Source organism: Herbaspirillum sp. B65 (genome assembly GCF_000333555.1).
Taxonomy (GTDB): domain Bacteria; phylum Pseudomonadota; class Gammaproteobacteria; order Burkholderiales; family Burkholderiaceae_D; genus Herbaspirillum; species Herbaspirillum rubrisubalbicans.
Map to the genome: position 1 here is coordinate 1 of NZ_BADI01000909.1, position 6,074 is coordinate 6,074.

Consider the following 6,074-nt stretch of genomic DNA (forward strand, 5'->3'; position numbering starts at 1 on the left):
GCATCGCCCAGCGAAAGAATGGAGATCAAGCCATTGATGGGAAAATAAATCAAACTGGCACGGGGCGTCGACAGGATTCGACCAGCCTGCAGGTCAATCAAAGTGCATTGCTTTAACAGGTGTGACCGGTCGGTTTGGGATAGTGACGCGATAATATGTTCTGGTCATTTTCCAATTCATCTCTCAGGTAATAGGGCCAAAAAAGTAGGCACGGCGAATGCCGTGATGCCGTTTCAATGAATGGAGTATGACCCTTTTGTATATTTGTCACCGTCCGTTAACGAACATACGAGGCCCTTAATGGCCAGTAAATCAACGGGACGGAAGGGCTAGGAAGCCGTTACGAACTGACGGAAAGAACAACTTGAGAGGACCATCAATCGGAGATTGACATTAGGACGCCAGAGCGCCATCGTACTCAACCGAAATCCTGATAACTTCTTCGCCGAGACCGAAAAAGCGGCCTGTTGTACTGCGCATCTTATCCCTGGTCTCGGCTTCACCAACGATTCCCTGCTGCAAGGACGCATCCACTCCTATCTGGATAGGCAGACCAGTCGCCTGGACGAGGCCAACTTCTAAGAGATCCCGATTGACTCGTCTCTACGCAAGACACACAACAATCAGCGCAATGGTATGCACCGCCAGGCTGTCAACCGGAGCCGCTCGACCTATGAGCTAAGCTGCTGGGCGGCGGCTGCCCATGCTAACCCGGAGCGGTTCGCCGATTGCCATTGGCAATCCAAGCTGTTCTGGAAGAGAAAAACACTGGCTGAGCAGCTCCTCATCTTCAGTGCCTTCCACTTCGGGCTCATACGGATGCAGATTCCAGCCCTCATGCTAACGCGTAATATCGCTGCTGAACAATGTTGACCTGACCTGATACTGGCGCAGTAAGTCGCCTAAGGGCTGGGATTCGGAGTGCGAGAAGCTGCCCCCGGCTGTTCGACACGCCACCAAATATGCCGACTCTTCTGCCCTCCCTCTAAGCGCTTATAAAGACGAGAGCTGGATTACCGCCAAACGTGTCGTGTTGTGCTCACCCACGGCGTGGACGGCACGAAGCTGACGGTGATCTACGTATACCTGCGGCAGCAAGTCACCGTGCGGCCAGCAGCTGGACGTGGCGATCTGCGCGAAGAGCACGCCGTTTCACGTCGAGATAACACTGTTGGCCGCCCCGTCGACGCTATATGATGCGGTGATAATCGTCGACGGAGAGGAGGCATTGATGCCGCTGGCTGCCAATCTGCTGGTTACTGATTTCCTGCGTGATCAGTATCGTATCTGTTGGCCCGTCCTCGGGCTAGGAATCGCCAACATAGTGAGCGAAAAGGTGGAACTCCCCCGAGGTCCAGCTCAACTGTGAAGACGATTTCCGCTTGGCCGCCGTAGACACCGCCCACGTAGATGAGCTACTGGAGCAATTGGCCGAAGCGTTGGCAGAACAGCTTGAATTAGACCACGACGCCTTGGCGTGAGGTCTGCCTTTGGCCCTACTAGTCACTTGCCGTCCAGGTGTTAAGGCCGGCGCAATCAAGAACGGAATGCGCCATGTTGAAGAAACTAAAACGCCTGTGGTTCTCAGAGATGAAGAAGGCCGCAAGCGCGCAACGCAAGCGCATCGAAACGATCTTGAAAGTGTTTCGAACCAATCCATCCGCGACGACCAAAGCCGAGAGGCGATCTGCCACCACCACCCCCTCCGATGCTTCCAAACCAATCGGCGCATGGGTCAGCGGTCATCTCCGTCATGGTTCCGGCCTGACGCAACGTATCCACTATCGGCTATTCCTGCCTTGTAGACCAGAAGCCGCTATGCCGCTGGTCGTGATGCTGCACGGTTGTCAGCAGAACGCTGCTGAGTTCGCACAAGGGACGGACATGAACGTGCATGCGGCGAAAAGGGGGGCGCCGTTCTCTAACCAGAGCAGCCGCTACGCGCTCATCCGCAGCGATGCTGGAAATGGTACGAAAAGACGACTCAAAAAGGGGGCTGGGATGTCGCGACGCTGGCAGCATTGATCGAAGATGTCGTCTCTTCTCATGCCATTGATCGGCAGCGCATCTATGTCTGCGGGATCTCCGCGGGGGCGGCCATGGCGCACATCCTTGCGTTGACGCATCCTTCGCTGGTAGCAGCCGTTGGCCTGCATTCTAGCCCCGTCTTTGGCGCTTGCAACAGCGCGGCCGGTGCATACAGGGTGATGCAGCATGGAAGCGGACATCCAGGGTGATCCATGGATGAACTGCTTGTACGCTTGCCGCGCATGTAGACAATGCCAGCTATTCTGATCGGTGGTGACATTGAAAAGACCGTACGGTCAGTTAACCAGCGCCAATTGGTGGAGCAGTTCGTGAGTCTTAACCGGACATTAGCTCTAACTGCAATGCCGACCAAGGAAAGAAGGTTCGGCCGGGCTTCGAGGAATGCGCCGATGCAGCGCAGGTTCACGATCAACGATCATACCATCGGGCGTAAAGTGATGATCCGTTCGGTAATGATCTTGGCCACGCGTGGAGCGGGGGCGATGACGCGATGTCCCGTAACGCACAAGCACCGGACGCGAGCCGACTGATGCTGAATTTCCTTGAGCGGCATCGCCGGTATTGATTGTGGACGGTATCAACTGCAGCTCTGACATCGATGCTGCTGATGGAGATGTCGCCGCGCCTGCCTGTTTAGGTGACCGGCTCTTTGTGCTGTCTGCTCATTGCCGGTACACAAGCCCATTCGTCTAAAGCAGGAATCCGTTCCCCCCCTATCTCTGAGAAATAAGTGAAGACGGTTTGTGGCAAATCTGCGAACAAATCGACACCGTTCCAATTTAAATTCCTACGCATCTAGAGTCTGTTCGATAACGAACAGAAATCCTTAAGGCTAGAGACCAGAATCAATGTTCATATTTCAAAAGGAGATCTTATGAAATCCGATGCGCAAATTCAGGAGGCCGTATACGAAGAACTGAAGTGGGATCCCTCTGTTATCGCAACCGATATAGGAGTCGAGGTTTCAACTGGCATCGTGACTCTTTTCGGTCATGTTGGGAGCCACTCTGAAAAGGTAGCAGCAGAGCGCGCTGCACAGCGGGTTATAGGTGTTAAGGGTGTCGCCATTGCAATAGCCGTAAAGCTACCTCTTTCCAGTCACCGTGAAGACGCCGATATTGCACGTACGGCGTCTAATGTACTTTCGTGGTCTACTTATGTGCCCTATGACAACCTTCAGGTATTGGTTGAGCACGGTTGGATTACTTTAACTGGAGAGGTTAGATGGGATTTTGAGCGGCGCGGAGCAGTTTCTGCAGTACGGGATCTTATGGGAGTTGTAGGCGTCATTAGTCACATTCGAATCAGGGAAGCGGTATCGGTAGCATCCCTCAAGCATGAAATAGAAGCCACTCTAAAACGACGTGCTCATGATGAAGCAAAAGCTATTTCTGTCGATGTTAGTGGATCGGAGGTAGTGTTAACAGGATCTGTACATAATTTGGCGGAACGAGACCTGGTCACTAATGCAGTTTGGGGAACGCCTGGAGTATGCAATGTTATCGATCGGCTTTCTATAACTTAAAAATCTATGGCCAGATATCGATCCCCAAGAATCGAGATCAAGAAGAATTTTTTGGATTAGTTGCACGCGAGAGAGTTCTCTTGTGAAAATCTTTTACTCCGCACTTATAACTACCTAGTCATTAATAGGCTATCTAGTTGTTATCAATTTTCACTACCCCCGAGTCCTGAGCGAAGGGTATTTTCAATTACAGGCGACATATTAGGATGATCGCTAATCAGAAAAACAAGGAATAGATGCGATGCATTGTTAAATACAAGCTATACCATGAACCCTATGTATCAATTTTGGAGTTCACCAGTGACGTTATTGATGCTGAACAAGTGATTGCGGAATTAACCACATCTCTAAGGCCAGAAGTTATATTTGAGTATCCTGCCCCAAAGAACGCATCAGCAACCGAAGCCGAGCTTTCCTATGAGCGCCTAAAAAATGCGGTGGATTCTATTCATTCTGAGTACGGCGTACAAAGTTGGTCATATCAACTATTCCAGTAATCGATATGCTTGTGCAGCAGAGATCGGAATTATGAGGTCCGTTGGTGCCCTAGAATAAATTTCAACCCGCCAAATTGGCGTCAGCAGCCCCCTAGTTAATCCAGGCTCCAACTTATCGAAGCAGCCGCTGGTAAAAATCAAGCGGCGTTACGGGGTAATCATACTTTCGTTGGCGTGAGGGATATGGTGGACTGAAGATTGACCAAGCCAAGGTCACAGGCTATTTTTCGCCGACAGAGAGTCGCTGCATTTTTTTTGAAACAGGGTATAGATCCCCATTCCACACTGCGGATTTTTCATCGAAGTGCGCCACTAGCTGACCATGACTTGACGCAATGTCACGTATAAATTGTGCAATAGCCTGGCGGCAAATTTGAATCCTAAGATTCTCCTCTGACGGCACGAAGCAAATACGAAATTCACCTATCAAACGTGCGCTGCCGAGGCCGCTCGTCACTTCTAGGCACATATGAGAGCCCGTTTTAAGCAAAACGAAGCCAGCTTCATGATGCGGCGGATAATCAAAGTAAAAACGTAAGTCGACGTCAGATGATTTAGGATCCGGTTTAGCTTTGATCAACATAATTCCCATGATTTCCTCCGACAGGATGTGAAGGCGAACAACGTCTTGAAGGAATGCTTAGAGTTTAGCCCGGATGATCGAAACTAAAATATTTACGAATGATTAGCATTTCATTCGTTCTTGAATTACGCCTCAAAGAGCTTTAAATGTCACGACACAGCTCCACGCTCGAGCAGCGATGTGCATTTTGTCCAATATGCCGCAGCCTATCTGCCCAGTCTGTGCGGTCTCATACAGAGAAAAATAAAATCTAAATTATTAAGAAATTCTATATGTTCGGTAACGAACAGTAAGAGTAATTTTTGTCGGGCGTGTCCGAATTTTTGTGTAAACGGGATTTCGTTTAATTCATAGAGATACGTTCACCGAACTGGATAGTAAACCGAGTCAGTGCAGCTTTCCAATCTCGGATGGGCAGCGTCCACTTTTTACTGATGTTGCGCAGGGCCAGGAAGAAGAGTTTAATCAGCGCCTCATCGCTGGGGAACGAGCCCCGGTTCTTAGTCAGCTTGCGCAAACTCATGTTGACTGACTCGATGGCATTGGTCGTATAGATGACCTTTCGAATCTCTGGTGGGAAGTCGAAGAACGGAATCAGACGGGGCCAGTTGCGCCGCCAGGATTGGCCGATAGGCAGATACTCTGCATCCCATTTCTCTTCGAATTCACCGAGTCGGAGTTCGGCCTCTTCGGCGGTTGCCGACTGGTAAATCAATCGTAGGTCAGCCGCCACCTCCGGACGTCGTTTCCATGAGACGTAATTCAAGCTGTGCCGGACCATGTGGACGATACACAGCTGCACCGTGGTCTTCGGGAACACAGCTTCGATGGCATCCGGGAAGCCCTTCAAGCCATCAACGCAAGCGATGAAGATATCTTGCACGCCCCGATTACGCAGCTCAGTGACAACCTGCAGCCAGAACTTGGCGCCTTCCGTTTGCGCTAGCCACAGTCCCAACACCTCCTTCTCACCGTCCATGGTGATGCCGATGGCCAGGTAGACGGCTTTTACTCGCACCGTTCCTTCACGCACTTTGACATGGATACAGTCCAGATAAACGATGGGATAAATTGGATTCAATGGCCTGGCTTGCCAGGCTTTGACTTCATCGACGACGGCGTCAGTGACCGATGAAATCAGGCTGGGTGACACCTCGGTTCCATACATCTCTTCCAGGTGCGCCTGAATCTCTCTTACCGTCATGCCACGGGCATACAGCGAAATAATCTTGTCGTCGAAGCCGGCCCAGCGCGTCTGATGCTTGGTTACCAGCTTCGGTTCGAAGCTGCCATGACGGTCCCGAGGAACTTCAATTGGCAACTCGCCAAATTCGCCCTTGAGCGTCTTGCGACTCTTGCCGTTTCGGGTATTGCCCGACTCATTGGCTACGCTCCCGTTCTTCTCATGGCCCAGGTGCTC

6 protein-coding genes and 1 pseudogene are annotated in these 6,074 nt (G+C 51.2%); 5 read left to right on the top strand and 2 right to left on the bottom strand.

Going from position 1 to position 6,074, the window contains the following annotated elements; translation table 11 throughout:
- Positions 1–387 precede the first annotated feature (387 nt).
- The 5 genes and pseudogenes from I5W_RS34305 to I5W_RS30365 all read left to right on the top strand — a co-directional run bounded on the left by I5W_RS34305 (position 388) and on the right by I5W_RS30365 (position 3,574).
- Positions 388–582 carry a catalase gene (locus I5W_RS34305; protein WP_159106144.1) on the top strand — a complete coding sequence of 65 codons (195 nt, stop codon included), beginning with the start codon at positions 388–390 and terminating at the stop codon, positions 580–582.
- Between the two features lie 541 nt (positions 583–1,123).
- Positions 1,124–1,369, top strand: a complete 246-nt coding sequence (locus I5W_RS21445; RefSeq protein ID WP_044530755.1) for a hypothetical protein — start codon at positions 1,124–1,126, stop codon at positions 1,367–1,369.
- Between the two features lie 464 nt (positions 1,370–1,833).
- Positions 1,834–2,025 (top strand): PHB depolymerase family esterase, encoded by a 192-nt coding sequence (locus I5W_RS33630; RefSeq protein WP_252717162.1) that lies wholly within the window; start codon positions 1,834–1,836, stop codon positions 2,023–2,025.
- A pseudogene (locus I5W_RS33635) lies at positions 1,986–2,237 on the top strand (PHB depolymerase family esterase); the annotation flags it as partial. The gene I5W_RS33630 and the pseudogene I5W_RS33635, both read left to right, overlap by 40 nt.
- A 686-nt stretch (positions 2,238–2,923) precedes the next feature.
- Positions 2,924–3,574, top strand: coding sequence for a BON domain-containing protein (locus I5W_RS30365; protein WP_083893598.1), 651 nt, complete (start codon positions 2,924–2,926; stop codon positions 3,572–3,574).
- A gap of 717 nt (positions 3,575–4,291) precedes the next feature.
- Here the strand turns inward: I5W_RS30365 and I5W_RS31590 are convergent.
- Positions 4,292–4,663, bottom strand: a complete 372-nt coding sequence (locus I5W_RS31590) for a hypothetical protein (protein WP_148289171.1) — start codon at positions 4,661–4,663, stop codon at positions 4,292–4,294.
- Positions 4,664–4,997: 334 nt separating this feature from the next.
- The coding region (locus tag I5W_RS21455; RefSeq protein WP_044530756.1) for an IS256 family transposase at positions 4,998–6,074 on the bottom strand (1,077 nt) is incomplete at its 5' end.

Bases quoted from the DNA above. Each gene is read 5' to 3' on its own strand.
- I5W_RS33630 (WP_252717162.1), top strand. From the start codon at position 1,834: ATGCTGCACGGTTGTCAGCAGAACGCTGCTGAGTTCGCACAAGGGACG.
- I5W_RS30365 (WP_083893598.1), top strand. From the start codon at position 2,924: ATGAAATCCGATGCGCAAATTCAGGAGGCCGTATACGAAGAACTGAAG.
- I5W_RS31590 (WP_148289171.1), bottom strand. From the start codon at position 4,663: ATGGGAATTATGTTGATCAAAGCTAAACCGGATCCTAAATCATCTGAC.